General features: G+C 62.8%; 20 protein-coding genes. 13 read left to right on the top strand and 7 right to left on the bottom strand.

Annotation, left to right across the window (positions count from 1 at the left end; all coding sequences use genetic code 11):
- The first annotated feature begins 47 nt into the window (after positions 1-47).
- Positions 48-779: a DUF4197 domain-containing protein gene (locus A9D13_RS05525; RefSeq protein ID WP_066771225.1), complete on the top strand. Its 732-nt coding sequence runs from the start codon at positions 48-50 to the stop codon at positions 777-779.
- The gene (locus tag A9D13_RS05530) at positions 779-1,300 is read left to right on the top strand and encodes a hypothetical protein (RefSeq protein WP_066771227.1); all 522 of its coding nucleotides are present in this window, start codon (positions 779-781) and stop codon (positions 1,298-1,300) included. Before A9D13_RS05525 ends, A9D13_RS05530 begins: the two co-directional genes overlap by 1 nt.
- A gap of 4 nt (positions 1,301-1,304) precedes the next feature.
- Here the strand turns inward: A9D13_RS05530 and A9D13_RS05535 are convergent, their stop codons facing one another.
- The gene (locus tag A9D13_RS05535; protein WP_066771230.1) at positions 1,305-1,958 is read right to left on the bottom strand and encodes a DUF2490 domain-containing protein; all 654 of its coding nucleotides are present in this window, start codon (positions 1,956-1,958) and stop codon (positions 1,305-1,307) included.
- A gap of 59 nt (positions 1,959-2,017) precedes the next feature.
- Here A9D13_RS05535 and fsa point away from each other — a divergent pair, with 59 nt between their 5' ends.
- Complete coding sequence (gene fsa, locus A9D13_RS05540) at positions 2,018-2,671, top strand: fructose-6-phosphate aldolase (protein ID WP_066771232.1); 654 nt, start codon at positions 2,018-2,020, stop codon at positions 2,669-2,671.
- Between the two features lie 9 nt (positions 2,672-2,680).
- The gene (gene cobT, locus A9D13_RS05545; protein WP_066771234.1) at positions 2,681-4,498 is read left to right on the top strand and encodes a cobaltochelatase subunit CobT; all 1,818 of its coding nucleotides are present in this window, start codon (positions 2,681-2,683) and stop codon (positions 4,496-4,498) included.
- 123 nt (positions 4,499-4,621) lie between these two features.
- Here the strand turns inward: cobT and A9D13_RS05550 are convergent, their stop codons facing one another.
- Complete coding sequence (locus A9D13_RS05550; RefSeq protein ID WP_156521934.1) at positions 4,622-5,128, bottom strand: hypothetical protein; 507 nt, start codon at positions 5,126-5,128, stop codon at positions 4,622-4,624.
- Positions 5,129-5,517: 389 nt separating this feature from the next.
- On the opposite strand from A9D13_RS05550, the gene cysS reads away from it, so the two are divergent.
- Entirely contained in the window at positions 5,518-7,008 is a 1,491-nt protein-coding gene (cysS, locus tag A9D13_RS05555; protein ID WP_066771242.1) for a cysteine--tRNA ligase, read from the top strand.
- A 54-nt stretch (positions 7,009-7,062) separates the two neighbouring features.
- On the opposite strand, the gene A9D13_RS05560 is transcribed toward cysS, so the two are convergent.
- Positions 7,063-7,455: a hypothetical protein gene (locus A9D13_RS05560; protein WP_229665379.1), complete on the bottom strand. Its 393-nt coding sequence runs from the start codon at positions 7,453-7,455 to the stop codon at positions 7,063-7,065.
- On the bottom strand, positions 7,445-7,636 hold the full coding sequence (locus A9D13_RS05565; RefSeq protein ID WP_066771245.1) for a hypothetical protein: 192 nt from the start codon (positions 7,634-7,636) through the stop codon (positions 7,445-7,447). Before A9D13_RS05565 ends, A9D13_RS05560 begins: the two co-directional genes overlap by 11 nt.
- Before the next feature lie 111 nt (positions 7,637-7,747).
- Here A9D13_RS05565 and A9D13_RS05570 point away from each other — a divergent pair, with 111 nt between their 5' ends.
- The gene (locus tag A9D13_RS05570; RefSeq protein ID WP_066771248.1) at positions 7,748-8,452 is read left to right on the top strand and encodes a S24 family peptidase; all 705 of its coding nucleotides are present in this window, start codon (positions 7,748-7,750) and stop codon (positions 8,450-8,452) included.
- A gap of 35 nt (positions 8,453-8,487) precedes the next feature.
- On the opposite strand, the gene A9D13_RS05575 is transcribed toward A9D13_RS05570, so the two are convergent.
- A complete protein-coding gene (locus tag A9D13_RS05575; RefSeq protein WP_066771250.1) occupies positions 8,488-9,645 on the bottom strand; it encodes an acyltransferase family protein in 1,158 nt (385 codons plus the stop codon).
- A 113-nt stretch (positions 9,646-9,758) separates the two neighbouring features.
- Complete coding sequence (locus A9D13_RS05580) at positions 9,759-10,214, bottom strand: GNAT family N-acetyltransferase (protein WP_066771251.1); 456 nt, start codon at positions 10,212-10,214, stop codon at positions 9,759-9,761.
- 119 nt (positions 10,215-10,333) lie between these two features.
- On the opposite strand from A9D13_RS05580, the gene A9D13_RS05585 reads away from it, so the two are divergent.
- From A9D13_RS05585 to A9D13_RS05615, 7 genes are all read left to right on the top strand, one after another.
- Positions 10,334-10,978 carry an MBL fold metallo-hydrolase gene (locus tag A9D13_RS05585; RefSeq protein ID WP_066771818.1) on the top strand — a complete coding sequence of 215 codons (645 nt, stop codon included), beginning with the start codon at positions 10,334-10,336 and terminating at the stop codon, positions 10,976-10,978.
- 172 nt (positions 10,979-11,150) lie between these two features.
- Entirely contained in the window at positions 11,151-11,330 is a 180-nt protein-coding gene (gene rpmF / locus A9D13_RS05590; RefSeq protein ID WP_066771253.1) for a 50S ribosomal protein L32, read from the top strand.
- Positions 11,331-11,354: 24 nt separating this feature from the next.
- On the top strand, positions 11,355-12,458 hold the full coding sequence (gene plsX, locus A9D13_RS05595; protein ID WP_066771256.1) for a phosphate acyltransferase PlsX: 1,104 nt from the start codon (positions 11,355-11,357) through the stop codon (positions 12,456-12,458).
- A 14-nt stretch (positions 12,459-12,472) separates the two neighbouring features.
- Positions 12,473-13,468 carry a beta-ketoacyl-ACP synthase III gene (locus tag A9D13_RS05600; RefSeq protein ID WP_066771820.1) on the top strand — a complete coding sequence of 332 codons (996 nt, stop codon included), beginning with the start codon at positions 12,473-12,475 and terminating at the stop codon, positions 13,466-13,468.
- A 295-nt stretch (positions 13,469-13,763) separates the two neighbouring features.
- A complete protein-coding gene (locus A9D13_RS05605; RefSeq protein ID WP_066771258.1) occupies positions 13,764-14,060 on the top strand; it encodes an integration host factor subunit alpha in 297 nt (98 codons plus the stop codon).
- A gap of 89 nt (positions 14,061-14,149) precedes the next feature.
- Positions 14,150-14,560 (top strand): MerR family transcriptional regulator, encoded by a 411-nt coding sequence (locus A9D13_RS05610; protein ID WP_066771260.1) that lies wholly within the window; start codon positions 14,150-14,152, stop codon positions 14,558-14,560.
- Between the two features lie 10 nt (positions 14,561-14,570).
- Positions 14,571-15,041 carry a GNAT family N-acetyltransferase gene (locus A9D13_RS05615; protein ID WP_066771263.1) on the top strand — a complete coding sequence of 157 codons (471 nt, stop codon included), beginning with the start codon at positions 14,571-14,573 and terminating at the stop codon, positions 15,039-15,041.
- Positions 15,042-15,099: 58 nt separating this feature from the next.
- On the opposite strand, the gene A9D13_RS05620 is transcribed toward A9D13_RS05615, so the two are convergent.
- The gene (locus tag A9D13_RS05620; RefSeq protein ID WP_082922181.1) at positions 15,100-15,591 is read right to left on the bottom strand and encodes a demethoxyubiquinone hydroxylase family protein; all 492 of its coding nucleotides are present in this window, start codon (positions 15,589-15,591) and stop codon (positions 15,100-15,102) included.
- Between the last annotated feature and the right edge of the window lie 7 nt (positions 15,592-15,598).

Raw genomic sequence — 15,598 nt, forward strand, 5'->3', positions numbered from 1 at the left:
ATGGCGAGCGAGCGGGCCCATGGACAGGGCCGAAAGAGGATTTGACGATGGAAAACACGATTTTGTCGCGCGCGCCCAGCCGCGATTTCACCGCCAGCCCCCCTTCCAGCCGCCGGGGTTTCCTTGGCCTGTCGCTGGGCGGCGTGGCCACTTTGGCGCTGGCAGGCTGCGCGTCATACCAGGGCTATTCCTTTACCGAGGCGATCCGCCGTCTGCTCACCATCGCATCGCAGGACGCGTTCGAGCAGCTGCTGGCGCCCGGCGGATTTTATGATGACCAGCTGGCGCGGCTTTCTGTCGATGAAGTGCTGGGCAATCGCGGCGGCGTCCTCGCGCGCATCCTTGGCTCCACCATCGTGCGCGAACGCATGATGCGCGAATTTAACCGCATCGCGGCAGAGGGTGCCTATCGCGCCGCGCCGGTGGTGGCTGATACGATCCGCATCGTCGGCTTCGAAAACGCGGTGGCGCTGGTCAGCGGCGAACCGACAGCGGCGACCGGCTATCTGCGCACCAACATGGGCAGCCGCCTGATCGACGTGATGCTGCCCGAGGTTTCCGATGCCCTGCGCGTGATCGACGATCCGGTGCTGGGTCCGGCTTTGTCCGAACTGTCGGGCGTAAACCTGTCGGGCGTTGCCGATTCGCTCACCCGCCGGACCGAGGATGCGATCTGGTCGGCCATCGGGCGTGAGGAAGCTGCGATCCGCGCCGATCCCTATGCGACCAATGATCCGGTGCTGATCGGCGTGTTCGGCGCAAGGAACGCGGTCCGCTGATGCGCAAGGGATTGATCGCGGCCAGTGCGCTGATCGCGCTGGCCGCATGCAATGACAGCGCGCCCGAACCGGACGAAACCGGCGAAGAGCAGGCCGCGCCTGCCGCGCCGGTGGAGCCTGCCCCAATCGAAACCGATGCGCTGGCCTCCGTGCCCAATGACGGCGCTTTCGCCGAAGCGCCCGATTGCGCCGAGCTTCCAGCGGAGGCAGCGGCGATTTGCCTGCGCCCCGTGCTATCCGCGAAGCCGCAGGAGCAGCTGGAGGTCGATTTGACCAGGCTCGACATTGACGGCGACGGCGCTCTCGACATGGTGCTTCGCCGCCGGAGCGCGGTCGATTGCGGGACGCAAGGCTGCGCTACCTTCGTGTTCTTCGCCCGCGACGGCGATTATGTGCTGGCCGATCCGCCGATTACCGCCAGCGGACCGGTAGAGGCCTGCCGCAACGATGGCGAGCCGGGGGTGCGTTTCCCGCAATCGGGCGATCGCCCGGTCTGCATCGATGTCACCCCGCAGGCCTGAACTGTCAGAACCGGCGCGAAATCGTGATTTGCGGGATGTGGGATATCCTGTCGGGCTCTCCATGGCGCGGCCGGTACATCACCATATAGCCGGCCGCACCCTCGAACCCGTTCCACAGGGGTTTGCTCACGCTGGTCGACACGCGCCAATATGCAGGATCGCTGTCATCGCCGCGCTGATGCGACTGGATGCGATAGGTCCATTCGGCGGACGAAACGACATAGAGCCGGGCGACCCGGGTGCCATATTGGATGCGGGGGCGGATGCGCAATTCGGCGCGGTCGGCGCCCTCGATCAGCCGCTCCTCCATCTGCGTGCGCAACACCACGCCATGCCAGCGCACGGCGAATTGCTGCCATGGCCGCGCTTCATAGCTGCCGCTGGTCCGGTTGTAAGACAGCAGCAGGCCGGTCGAAACATTGCGGGTAAGCACGCGCTGCGTGCTGGCCCGCAGCAGGGTCTGATCCTTCCCGCTCGACGCCTCGCGAAAGCGGGTGGTCAGCGCGACCGAAACCGGGGTCTGCGGATCAAGCAGGAAGCCGCCCGCCATGCTGGTCCAGAACTGGGTCTCCGCTTCTTCGGCCCGCGCGCTCGCCGGTTGCAAAACGCAGGCTGTGGCGGCAAGGCGGAGCGCAAGTATGGCGAATGTGCGATTCACCGCATGATTCTAGCCAGGCCCACAGAAATCACGAGCCAGCAAAACGGACCGAGCGCAGCATGAAATTCTTTGCAGACACCGCAGACACCGCAGAAATCGCCGATCTCGCATCGACGGGCCTGCTGGATGGCGTGACCACCAATCCCAGCCTGATCGCCAAATCGGGCCGCGATTTCATGGAAGTCACCAAGGAAATTTGCGGTCTGACCGATGGACCCGTCAGCGCCGAGGTCGTCGCTCTCGACCATGAGACGATGATGAAGGAAGCCGAAGTCCTGCGCAAAATCGCGGACAATGTCTGCATCAAGGTTCCGCTGACCATCGACGGGCTCAAGACCTGCAAGGCGCTGACCAAGGACGGCACCATGGTCAATGTCACGCTCTGCTTCTCCGCCAATCAGGCGCTGCTCGCGGCCAAGGCTGGCGCGACCTTTGTTTCGCCCTTCATCGGTCGGCATGACGATAATGGCGTCAATGGCCTCGAACTGATCGAGGACATTCGGATCATCTATGACAATTACGCGTTCGAGACGCAGATCCTTGCCGCATCCGTGCGCCATGCCACCCATGTGCTGGAATGCGCGAAGATCGGTGCCGACGTGGCGACCATGCCGCCCAAGGTAATCAAGGCGCTCGCCAATCATGTCCTCACCGACAAGGGGATCGAGGGCTTCATGAAGGACTGGGCCGCGACCGGCCAGTCGATCCTGTAAGGAGCCGTTTTGGCCGAGGAATCGCGTCTCGACAGGTTTCGTCATGCATTGACCGGCACGGCCCGCGCCGTGGCCGAGGATGCCGAGATCGAGATCAACTGGACCTCCGACGTGCCCGCGCAGGTCGGCAACACGGTGCGCGTCCCCATGCCGGGCCGCAAGCTGGAGGAAGGCCCCGTCGCCATCGCGCGCGGCGTCGCCGACAGCTTTGCGCTGAAACAGCGCCATCACGATGTGCGGCTGCATGGGCGCAATCGTCCGTCCGACCCGCTGGCGCGGCAGGCCTATGACATGGTGGAGCAGGTCCGATGGGAAGCCATTGGCGCCAATGCGATGCTGGGGACCAAGGCGAATTTGTCGGCGGCGCTGGACAAGCGGCTGGCCACCGATCCGATCACGCGCGCCGAACGGGCCGAGGACGTGCCCATTGCCACCGCGCTTTCGCTGATGCTGCGCGAACAGCTGACCGGCCAGCCGATCCCGCCAGCCGCCGAGCCGGGGGTGGCCCTGCGCCGCGAGGCAATCCGCGCGGCCATCGGTGACGATCTCGAAAGCCTTGCCGAAAAGCTGGCCGACCAGACCGCGTTCCAGAAGATGACGCTGGATATGCTGCGCCATCTGGAGCTGGTGGAGACCGAAATCGACCCCCAGATGCCTGAGGAAGAGGGCGACGAGGACGAGGAAAGCACCGGCGAGGACGATGAGGAATCGCCCGAGGAGCAGCCTTCGGAAAACAAGCAGCAGCCGATGGATGCCGCGACCCAGCCCGAGGAAGGCGAGGGCGACGACAGCGACGATTCGGGCGAATTCGACGCCGATGGCGATTTCGATCCGGGCGAGGGCGACGAAGAGGGCATGATGCCCGTGCGCCCCAATCGCCCGTGGACCGAACTACCCGACGATTTCGACTACAAGGCTTTCACTGACGATTTTGACGAGATCATCGCCGCGCACGACCTGTGCGACGAGGAAGAGCTGACGCGGTTGCGCACCTATCTCGACGCGCAATTGAAAGGCCTGCAGGGCGTGGTGACAAAGCTGGCCAATCGCCTGCAGCGCCGGTTGATGGCGCAGCAGAACCGCAGCTGGGATTTCGATCAGGAAGAAGGGCTGCTGGATGCGGCGCGTCTGGCCCGCGTGGTCATCTCGCCCGGCTCTTCGCTCAGCTACAAGATCGAGCGGGACCAGGAGTTCAAGGACACCGTAGTCACCCTGCTGATCGACAATTCCGGCTCTATGCGCGGTCGCCCGATCTCTATCGCCGCAATCAGCGCCGACGTGCTGGCGCGCACGCTGGAACGCTGCGGCGTGAAGACCGAGATCCTTGGGTTCACCACCCGCGCTTGGAAGGGCGGGCAGAGCCGGGAGCAATGGCTGTCGAAAGGCAAGCCTGAAAACCCCGGTCGCCTCAACGATCTGCGGCACATCGTCTATAAACAGGCGGACGAGCCTTGGCGCCGCGCGCGCCGCAATCTCGGCCTGATGATGCGCGAAGGGCTGCTGAAGGAAAATATCGACGGCGAGGCGCTGATGTGGGCGCATTCGCGCCTGCTCGCGCGGCCGGAGGATCGCCGTATCCTGATGGTGATTTCCGATGGCGCGCCGGTCGACGATTCCACCCTGTCGGTGAATTCCGCCGGCTATCTGGAAGCGCATTTGCGCAAGGTGATCGAGTGGATCGAGAAGAAGTCGCCGGTGGAGCTATGCGCCATCGGCATCGGCCATGACGTCACCCGCTATTACAAGCGCGCCGTGACCATCATGGATGCCGAGCAGTTGGGCGGCACGATGATCGAACAGCTTGCCGGGCTTTTCGAAAACGACTGACCCCATAAAAATGACGCCCCGGAAATGTCCGGGGCGCCGAGGGATTACTTCAGCAAAGGCCCGCCCCGGTCTGATGACGGGGGGTGTTTGAACGGGGCGGGTCCTTGCCTTTCCGCGCGCCGGTCAGCCGGCAGGCGAAGCCATGTTGAGTGCGATCACCGCATGCTCTGCCGGATCGCCCGATGCCATGCGCGCCCTTTCGGACAAGGCAAGCTCTTCAGAAAGCCGGTCAAAGCTCTGCACATCGCGCGCGACGATAATATTGGCAAGGACAGGCTGGCGCTCGTCCGACCCGGTGATCTTTGGCAGGTCCTTCAGCCTTTTCACGGAAAGCCGCGCAAGGCTGTCGAGATAAGGCCTGTCGCTTGAGCGAACCATGCGAATATTGGTCGCGTCGCCTCCCACGACATCGAAACGGATCTGGATGATGCCGTCGGACATCTCAGCGCTGGACAGGCTGCCCATGACGCGCAGATTCCGGTCGAGCCGCGTGGTCACGCCTTTGGACCATTGTTCCGCCGTGATCGAGCGTTCGACCACGATGGGCTGTGCCTGATCGTCCTTTGCCAGCAATTGGCCGGGTACCACAAGAAGCGATGCCGCTATTGTTACAGATAGAAGCTTTTTCATTGGACTATCCCTCTCTCCACGAAGATAGTCGGCCAAGAAAAGCCATCGCCGCTTTTGCAGTCCAATCAAATTGACGGTAGCAGTTGATGGTCGGCTTTATTTAAAGGGGATATGACTCATTCCTTACCCCCGTAAGCTTGATAGTGAAGGTAAATTTAATAATGTCAAATGTTACGTTTGATACTTTGGGATTCTACTTCGTTTAGAAAATGACATTCCCGCGTTCGGTAAGTTTCGTACCGGGGGGGACGGTCGCCGTCACTTCGCTCTCGCAGAAAATTGCCGAGCGGTTTCGCCCGTCACGTGACGACTCGCTCCAGCTGCATGCATGGCAGGGGGAGGCAGCATCCGGCTTGACCCAGCCGCGTCGGGGCGTAAGGCAGCGCGCCATGACCGATGCGCCGCTGACCCTTTTCAATTCGCTCACCCGCCAGCCGGAAGCGTTCGTGCCCGTTCATTCAGGAGAGGCGCGTGTCTATAGCTGCGGGCCGACGGTCTATAACTACCCGCATATCGGCAACATGCGCGCCTATGTCTTTGCAGACCTCTTGGGCCGGGTGCTGACGTGGAAGGGGTACAAGCTCACCCATGTCATCAACATCACCGATGTCGGCCACCTGACCGACGATGCCGATCAGGGCGAAGACAAGATGGAGAAGATGGCGGCTGCCCGCTCGCAATCCATCTGGGACATCGCCGAGCATTACACGCAGGCCTATTGGGCGGACATCAAGGCGCTCAATATTCGCCAGCCGGCCGAATGGACGATCGCGACCGACTATGTCGAGAAGATGATCGCCTTTGCCGAACGCATTGCGCCGAAGCATTGCTATGAACTCGACAGCGGCCTGTATTTCGACGTGTCGACCGTGGCTGATTACGGGCGACTGGCGCGCGCGGTGACGGAGGATGGTGAGGGCCGCATCGAGGCGGTCGACGGCAAGCGCAACCCGCAGGACTTTGCGATCTGGCGCAAGACGCCTGAGGGCGAGACGCGGCAGATGGAATGGGATTCCCCCTGGGGCAAGGGCGCGCCGGGCTGGCATCTCGAATGCTCCGTCATGAGCGGCGAGGTGCTGGGCTTTCCCTTCGACATCCACACCGGAGGCATCGACCACCGCGAAATCCACCATCCAAATGAGATCGCGCAGAACCAGGCCTTTTGCGAATGCGGAGGGTCCGGCTCGATGAGTTTGGCCGAAGCGGCCAATTCTGGCGCGCGCATCTGGATGCACAATAATTTCCTGGTCGAACGCAGCGGCAAGATGTCGAAATCTTCAGGCGAATTCCTCCGCCTGCAGCTGCTGATCGACAAGGGCTATCACCCGCTCGCTTACCGCTTGCTGTGCCTGCAGGCGCATTACAGGAGCGAGCTGGAGTTCAGCTGGGACGGTCTTGGCGCTGCGCTGGTGCGGTTGAAGCGCCTGCTGACAGCGGCGCGCAATGTCGTCGATGCCGCGCCCGACGGTGCCGTGCTGGCCGACACGCAGACCATCGTGACCCATCAGAAGCTGGCGCCGCTGCTTGAGAAATTCGATGCCGCTGTGTCAGACGATCTCAACACCGCGGTCGCGCTGACCGTGCTGGAAGAGGCGGTCGCGGTGAAGAAGGTGGATCAGGCGCAGAAGGGCGCTCTGGTTGCGGCGATGATGTCGGCGCTGGGCCTGCCGCTGATCGCGCGAGAGGACCTGCGTATCCGTCCGAAGGATGCAACCGTGACCGAGGGCGAGATCGCCGAGGCCATGGAGCAGCGCAAGGCGGCCCGTGCCGAGAAGGACTTCGCCGCTTCCGACCGCCTGCGTGACGAACTTGCCGCCAAGGGCGTGGAGGTCATGGATGGCGACCCGCTTGGCTGGGAATGGAAATTGCCCGCTGCCTGACCCGCTTTTGTGGGGGAGTAGGGCCCTGCAGCGGGCAGGTGCTGGAGAGGGGGATCAGTCCTCCAGCAGCAGCAGTTCCAGCTCGACCCGCAGCTTGGCATCGGGGATCAGCTCGTGGCCGACGCGGACCACCTGTGCGTCGGCGACCAGCTGGCCGGGGATCCGGAACTCGTGCTCTTCGACTTCGGCCAGCATGAACTCGCCGGCCTCGACCTCGCTTTCACCCGTGTAGCAAAGCGTGACGCGGTGCCGCGTGCCGGAAAAGGTCACGCTGGCCCAGGGCATTTCGCGGTGGATCGTGACCTTGCCCAAGCCGCCCGACAGGGTGATCAGCGCTTCTTCGAGCCTCTCACCTGTCGACCGGCGGGATCGCGGGCGGGCAGGGCTGCGCGGGGCGGTGGCGGAAGGGCTGCGCATGGTGCCCGTGGCATCGAAATCAGCGTGCATCGAGCATCTCCATCTCGTATTTGTTCATGAAATGTTCCACCCGTAGAACCATGCGGCGGCGCGGTTCACGCCCATTGCGCAGGTCCATGACAAGGCGCGGGTCACGTACGGCCAGGCGGCCGAACTGGCTGGCGGGCATATTGGTCCGCCTCAGAAATTTCTCGATTCTGCGGATGAGCACGTCGCTTCCCTCTTTCGCTTTCTGGCGCTTCCGATTCGCCTAGGAACAATCCTGTGGTCGCAGGGGAAATCCAACTTGTCTAGGAAAAATCTTTCATGTAGGAAGTCGGGCATGGTTAATGATCTCAAGCATGATCCGACGCGCATCCGCCTCCTCGAACTGGCGGAGGGGAGGGGGGTGTCCCTCTCGGCGCTTTCTCGCCTATTGGGAAAGAATGTCAGCTATTTGCAGCAGTTTATTCGTAAGGGTAGCCCGCGCAAGCTGGAGGAGACGGATCGTGCGACGCTCGCCCGGTTCTTCGGTGTGGAGGAGGCGGAGCTGGGTGCTCCTGATTCGCAGGACAATTCCTATGATCCGCCAAAGCGTGAAGGAAATATCCCTAATATCCCCTTGCGCGTTGCAAATTGGGTCGATGTGCCGCGGCTCGCGCTGGGCGCATCTGCAGGGCCGGGCGCGCTGGCAGAGGATGATGCGCCGGCAGGGCATCTGCGCTTCGCGGCGGGCTGGCTACGTGAATTGGGGCTGACCCCCGGTGCCTTGTCGGCGCTGACGGTGGCGGGCGATTCGATGGAGCCGACCCTGCGCGATGGTGACGAGATCCTGGTCGCGCGTGCCGATTCCGATCCGGGCGGTCGGCTGCGCGACGGTATCCACGTCATCCGCCGCGACGGCGTGCTTCAGGTCAAGCGACTGCAATTCGGCCCCGGTCAGGCTTCAGTGATCTCTGACAATCGTGCCTATCCTTCGGACATGGGCGTGCCGCTGGAGGAGGTGGAGGTGCTGGGCCGCGTCGTCTGGAAGGGCGGGCGGATCTAGCTCGCCCTGATGGGGCTGGCCCCCGATCAGCGCGCTCAGGCGTCGGCGCGCGCAGCCTCTCGCCGGGCCAGCATGGCGGGGCGCATGCCGCCATCGAACAGCAGGGCCAGCAGGCGGCTCCTTTCGATCACGATCCATGCGCCATAGGAAATTGCCAGCGTCAGCCCCATCACCGCGATTGCCTTCACCAACGGGGGCAGGGCCACATATTGCCCTGCGAACACCAGCCCGCAGATCAGCGGCAGGTGGAAGAGGTAGATCACAAAGCTGGCCGAGGTGAAGCGCTGCACCACCGGGATGGGACGGTCGAACAGATGCGCCGCCGCGCTGATCAGCAATTGTGTGATCAGCACCGCCGAGAACGTATCGATGAATCGCGCCATGGCCGGATGCACCTGCTCGCGCAGCGTCACTGACAGCATCACCGCGATCACGGCCAGCACCAGCACCGTGTGCGAATAGCGGGTCAGCCGATGGGTGGCGTCATGGCTCCGTTGCAGGAAAGCGCCCATCGCGAACCATGGCGCATAGATGATCAGCTGATCGACGCGCAGGATTTCCTGGATCAGATTGGTGTTGAGGCCCCAGATGTAGAAATATTCGACCGCGCCCGCTTCCCACGCGCCCACGACAGTCGCGATCAGCAGCAGCGCCGGCACCATGTGCCGGGCGATCAGCCGATCGGCCCATGCGGGCATGCGGCTTTGCCCGAAATCTGCGTGGCGATGCGCGATCCACGCGATGAAACAGCAGAAATACAATAGCACCACGATAAACCAGAGATGCCGCATCCAATACCCGCCCGATTTCGAGCTGTTGTCGATCCAGCTCGCCACCGCCTGATTATAGGGCAGGTTCGAAATCTCGCAGAACCAGTTGAGGATCGGCACCAGCACGATGATCGAAGTAACGAATGGAATGGCAAGCCGCTTGAACCGCCCCTTCAGCCATGTGCCCGGCGCGCGCCGCGCCAGCAGCATGGCCGCGAAATAGCCTGCGATCAGGTAGAACGCCGGCATGCGGAACAGGCTGATGGTGCGGGCAAGCTCGATAAAGCCGGGGACGCCTTCACCCGATTTCACGATCCATTGCCGGTCGACCATGTAAGACAGCGCCACGTGATAGGGGATGCCCAGCAGCATCAGCACCGCGCGCAGCGTGTCCCAGAAATGTTCGCGCGCGGGGCTTTGCATGGCTGGCGCGCTGGCCGCTGCGGGTGATGTCGATGTCCTCTCCATCGGATCTAGATGGCGGATTTCGGGCCGGGCGCAATGTTAAAGGTTAATGCGCCGCTCGCCTCGGCGCGTCACAGCTTCAGCTTGTAGCCTCTGTGCGTGGGATGAAAGCCCAGCCTTTCGTAAAAGCGATGCGCATCGGGCCGATTGGTGGCGCTGGTCAATTGCACCGTATGGCAGCCTTTGGCGCGGCAGGCGTCGATCGCCCACAGCATCATCAGCCGCCCGATGCCGCGCCCCTGCATCGTGGGCGTCACGCGCACCGATTCGATCATGCCGCGCCATGTCCCGCGCCGTGCGATGCCGGGGATGAAGCTTAGCTGGAAGGATCCGATCACCGTGCCTGCGATCTCGGCCACAAGCAGTCTTTCGCCCGGATCCGCCTCGATCAGCGCAAATGCCGCCTCGTGCTCGCTGACAGGCACGGCCACCGGGTCGCGCGCCACGGCGACGGGGTCATCCTCACCCAGTGCGATGATCGCGGGCAGGTCGGCCAGGGTCGCATCGCGGATCAGGAGTCTTGTCATGCGATGATGGCTAGCACCGGCTCCGCGATCGGCCAATGCGGCTTGCAATCGGGGCGGTGCGCGGTCACATCCATGGCATGACCGAAACGAACACACAGGCCCCCCAATCGCAGCCACCTATGCGCGCCGCGATCCTGCCGGTGACGCCGCTTCAGCAGAACTGTTCGCTGATCTGGTGCACAAAGACGAACAAGGCCGCGCTGGTCGATCCGGGCGGCGATCTCGACAAGCTGAAGGCCGGGATCGAGAAGGCGGGTGTGGAGCTTGAGAAGATCCTCATCACCCATGGACATCTCGACCATTGCGGCATGGCGGGCGAACTGGCGAAGGAGATGGACGTGCCCATCGAGGGGCCGCAGGAGGCCGACCGCTTCTGGATCGCGCGGCTGGACGATGATGCGGGCCGCTGGGGCGTGCCTGCGCATAGTTTCGAGCCTACCCGCTGGCTGCATGATGGCGACAAGGTCACCGTGGGCGAGCTTGAACTGGATGTCGGGCATTGCCCGGGGCACACGCCCGGCCACGTCGTATTCGTCCACCAGCCGAGCCGTTTCGCATTCGTCGGCGATGTCTTGTTCAAGGGCTCGATCGGCCGCACCGATTTTCCCATGAGCGATCACCAGAGCTTGATCGACGCGATCACGCAAAAGCTTTGGCCGCTGGGCGATGACATCACCTTTGTGCCGGGGCACGGGCCGGTGTCGACCTTTGGGGATGAGCGTCGGACCAATCCTTTTGTCGCCGACATGGCGTTGAAGCAGTAGTGGACGAGGTGACCCACGGGTCATCCCGCCCTTGCTTTTCGTCACAGAATCGCTAAAGGGCGCGCCTTCGCCGCAAACTTGCGTCTTGCATGCCGGTGGGCCTTGTCGTCCGCCGCCGCTTGGCCTAGGGCGACCCCGAACATTTTGATCGATCATTTAAGCAGGTGCCGAAATGGCTGTTCCGAAAAGAAAAGTATCCCCGCATCGCCGTGGCAACCGCCGTTCGCATGATGCACTGAAGCCCGCAGCGTTCCACGAATGCTCGAACTGCGGCGAATTGAAGCGCCCGCACAATCTGTGCGACGCATGCGGCCACTATAATGGCCGTGAGATTGTTGCGGTCGGTCTCTAAGCAACCGACCGATCGGAGGGAAGGATGAGCCTGCCGCGTATCGCCATTGATGCGATGGGCGGGGACGAAGGCGTGCGCGTGATGATCGAAGGCGCGGCGCTTGCCCGTCGCCGTCACGACCGCTTCAAGTTCCTGCTGGTGGGCGATGAGGAGCGGATCAAGTCCGCCCTCGATTCTCATCCCAACATGCGTGGTGCGTCGGAGATTCTCCACGCACCCGAAACCGTCTCCGGTGACGAAAAGCCCACTCAGGCGCTGCGCCGTGCCCGTCGTACGTCGATGGGCATGGCGATCGATGCCGTGAAGAAGGGTGAGGCGGGGGCCGCGGTGTCGTCGGGCAATACCGGTGCGCTGATGGCGATGGCCAAGCTCAGTCTGCGCACCATGCCCGGCATTGACCGGCCCGCGCTGGCGGCGCTGCTGCCGACGATGGGCGACACCGATCTCGTCATGCTCGACCTTGGCGCCAATACCGAATGCGATGCCCGCAACCTGGTGCAGTTCGCGATCATGGGCGCGGCCTATTCGCGCATCGCGACCAGCCTGCCCGAACCGACGGTGCGGCTGCTCAATATCGGCACCGAAGAGATCAAGGGCACCGAATCGATCCGCGACGCGGCCGAACAGTTGCGCGCCGCGCAGGAACAGCTGGCCTTCAGCTTCGGCGGCTTCATCGAGGCCGACAAATTGTCGCGCGGCAGTGCCGACGTCGTCGTAACCGACGGTTTTTCGGGTAATATCGCGCTGAAAGCGGTCGAGGGTGCGGCGCGTTTCGTGACCGACCTTTTGAAAGACGCGTTCCAGTCGTCGCTCCGCTCGAAGATCGGCTTCCTCGTCTCGCGCCCCGCGACCGAATTGCTGAAGCATCATCTCGACCCCAACAACCATAATGGCGCGGTATTCCTTGGCCTTAACGGCGTGGTGGTGAAAAGCCACGGCAGCGCCAATGCCAAGGGCGTTGCCAATGCGGTTGCCGTTACGGCGCGCATGCTGGAAGAAGACCTGATCGAACGAATCAAGGCGGACCTCGCGGAAAGCGGCTATGGTGGACCTGTGAAGAATTCGACGAATACGACTGCGGGCAAAACACCCGCATCTGCCGAAGGTGCCGGAGCAGAGGGCGCGTGACAGGGGCCGCGACCATCCGCCGCAGCTGCCTGATCGGCACCGGATCCGCCCTTCCGGCTCGCCGCGTTTCCAACGCGGAACTGGCCGAGACCATCGACACCAGCGACGAATGGATCCAGGAACGCACCGGCATAGGCGCGCGCCATCTCGCGGGTGAGGGGGAGACCACCGCAACCCTTGCCGCCGACGCCGCGAAAAAGGCGATCGAGGCGGCTGGCATCACCGCTGCCGATATCTCGGTCATCGTGCTCGCCACTGCGACGCCGGACCAGACTTTCCCTTCCAGCGCCAGCAAGGTGCAGGACCTGATCGGTGCGAAAAACGCCTTTGCGTTCGACGTGGCCGCGGTCTGCTCGGGCTTTCTTTACGCGATGGCCACTGCCGATGCGTTATTGAAGACGCCTGCTGGCGCGCCGGCCAATGGCCGTCAGTGCGCGCTCGTCATCGGGTCCGAAACCTTCAGCCGCATTCTCGACTGGGAGGATCGCGGAACCTGTGTCTTGTTCGGCGATGGCGCGGGTGCCGTTATTCTGGAAGCGCGCGATTTCCCGGCAGGCGAGATGGCTGCGGCCCCCGGCGTGATCGCCAGCCGCCTGCACACCGATGGCGCGCATAACGAACTGCTCTATGTCGATGGCGGTCCATCCACCACCGGCACCGTCGGCAAGCTCAGGATGAAGGGACGCGAGGTATTCCGCCACGCCGTGACCAACCTTGCCGATGTGCTGAGGGAAGTGATGGAAGAGGCTGGCATCGCCGCCGATCAGCTCGACTGGGTCGTGCCGCATCAGGCCAATGCCCGCATCCTCGACGCCACAGCGAAAAAGCTGGGCCTGCCGGCAGAGAAGGTGGTGAAGACCGTGGGCGAGCATGCCAACACGTCAGCTGCCAGCGTACCGCTTGCATTGGATGTAGCGGTCAGGGACGGGCGAATCCAGCCGGGCCAGCTCGTGATGCTGGAAGCGATGGGCGGCGGCTTTACCTGGGGTGCATGCCTTCTGAGGCTGTGAATGCCGTAATATCAACGCGGTGTTTATTGAATTGTTACGGCGTTTAGCTTGATTCCAAATGTGAATCGCCGGACCGGATTCGGGAAAGCGGTTTTAGCTGAAACTGAATTGCCGTTCATTTCTTTTGATAGGTTCTGCAGTACGGCATTTTCCTGCCGAAATACCCCGAAAAACCCCTGTTAAGTGGCTCACCAGTCCCGTTTTCGGTTGGATCGCTGCGGTCGCTGTGTGATACTTCGTCCCACGCAACTCGGGTCGCCTTAGTCTGCCGAGGGGGAATAGGGGAATGTTGGACATGCGATCAGTGGGTACGCTGACGAGGGCAGATCTTGCCGAAACGATCCATCGCAAGGTGGGGCTGAGCCGTGCTGAATCGCTCAATATCGTGGAAAGCATTCTCGGTCACATGTGCGAAGCGATGACCGATGGCGAGAATGTGAAGATTTCAGGCTTTGGCACTTTCCTGCTGCGCGACAAGGGCGAGCGCGTGGGCCGCAATCCCAAGACCGGGGTCGAGGTTCCGATCACGCCGCGCCGCGTGATGACCTTCCGCGCCAGCAAGATGCTCAAGGACAAGGTCAGCGGTATCTGACCTGCGCTGCGCTGCGTCATTGCGGGCTGGTCAGCCACCCTTAAGACCTTGTACGCCATGCTTCGCTTGAATAGCGGAAATGGACTCGCATGGGAGAGCTTGAGGTGACGGCCACGACAGGTCTTTTCAACGACGGCAAGGACGAGAACGCCTTTCGCACCATTGGCGAGGTGGCTGGTGCGCTTGCCATAAAGCCGCACGTGCTGCGCTATTGGGAAGAGCAGTTCCCGATGCTGAAGCCGGTCAAGCGCAGCGGACAGCGCCGCTATTACCGCCCCGAAGACATTTCGCTGCTCCAGACGATCGACCGCCTGCTCAACCGCGAAGGCTATACGATCAAGGGTGCCGTGCGCGCCATCAGGACCGGGCAGGCCGACGAGGAGCAAGCCGTTGCCGCGCCCAGCCATGCGCCCGCGCCTGCGATTACGCGTGGCCCAGAGGGCGATCTGGTCGAACAGTTGAAGGCTCTGCGCGAAACGCTGGCCGAGGTCTTGGTCTGAGGCGAGGCCTGTGCCCGATCCTGCCAAGCGGCTGGTGCGAGACCTGACACGGCCTGTCCGCGAACCCGAATATCCCGATGGGATCAGGGTCGTTCCTTTCGATAAGAGCCACGCCCGCGCCGCCCATGCCGTGCTGGTCGACGCCTATTGCCATGGCGGCGGCGAGGTGGCCGATTTCGCCCGATGGTGGAGCGGGCTGACCGGCGACAGCGAATATGATCCGACCGCCATGCTCGTCGCGATTGATGATAAAGGCACGGTCGTGGCCATCGCGCATTGCTGGTCGAGCGGTTTTCTGAAGGACATCGCCGTCGCCAGAGCCTGGCGTAGCAAAGGCATCGGTCGCGCCATGGTGCTACGCGCCATGCGGCTATTCCGGCTGAGAGGCATGAAGGAATTCTCGCTCAAGGTCCGGCATGACAATATGCGTGCCGAAAGCCTCTATCGCGAACTGGGCATGATCGACTGCGTCGACAGTTGATTGTACCGGCAGATCCGCAAAGCTGCATGAACCGCCGCCCATGGCCTGCCATGTCAGATCAGAGCCGCATGCCCAGCCAGATCACCGTCTCGGTCGACAGCGACACGATACGCAGCATAAGGCGGTCAAGCCGCCTCGCGGTTCCCAGCGCCTGTTCCGAACGGTGCAGATGCTCCTGCTCTTCCGCGATGATGTCGCGGATGGCGGCGGTTGCCTCTCTGTCGGTCGAACCGATAGCGGTCAGCTGCGCCTCCAGATGCGCGGTGACCACGCTTTCGATGGCGACGGTCGTGGCAGCGATGGCTCTTGCGCCCATCAGCCCGGTCATAAGGCCCAGCATCGTTCCGCCAAGTCCGCACAGGTGGTAGCTGCGGCAGCGAGCTTTGCCGCGTATCGCCAGCTGGCGCGCGAAAAGCGCGCGGTGGCGTGTTTCATGGGCGCTAAATTCCTCGATCTCGTCCAGCATGGCCGGAGCCCGCCAGCGTGCCACCAGTCGCTGCGCGCGATAGATTGAAACGGCCTCATGCTCGCCGGCATGGTCGATTTTCATGATCCTG

Origin of the sequence: Croceicoccus mobilis, from assembly GCF_001661965.1 — a bacterium.
Taxonomy (GTDB): domain Bacteria; phylum Pseudomonadota; class Alphaproteobacteria; order Sphingomonadales; family Sphingomonadaceae; genus Croceicoccus; species Croceicoccus mobilis.